Raw genomic sequence first — 278 nt, 5'->3', positions numbered from 1 at the left:
GAAAAAGCCCCACGGGGCACCTTCAATGAAGCGGAGCAGCATAAAACGACTGAGCCGCCTAAACACCATAAGAAAGGCAAACAAACGCTGGCTGAGCACTTTGAACGAGAGGTGGTTGAGCACACCTTAACCGAGTTAACGTGTCAGTGTTGCGGTGAGCAACTACATCAATGTGGTAGTGAAGACAGCGAACAAGTTAAAATTATTCCGGCGAAAGTCAGTGTCATTAAGCACAAACAATTTAAATATGCTTGCAGACATTGCGAGCATGAACAATT

At 45.3% G+C, this 278-nt stretch carries 1 protein-coding gene; it reads left to right on the top strand.

Annotated elements, in window-relative coordinates; translation table 11 throughout:
- On the top strand, window positions 1–278 hold a 278-nt coding region (locus tag AAEY55_RS18800; protein ID WP_350552657.1), incomplete at both ends, for an IS66 family transposase zinc-finger binding domain-containing protein.

This window comes from Pseudoalteromonas sp. 120-MNA-CIBAN-0494 (assembly GCF_040308885.1).
Lineage (GTDB): Bacteria > Pseudomonadota > Gammaproteobacteria > Enterobacterales > Alteromonadaceae > Pseudoalteromonas > Pseudoalteromonas nigrifaciens.
The sequence above is the reverse complement of the archived record's forward strand: the minus strand, read 5'-3'. Positions and strand labels throughout refer to the sequence as shown.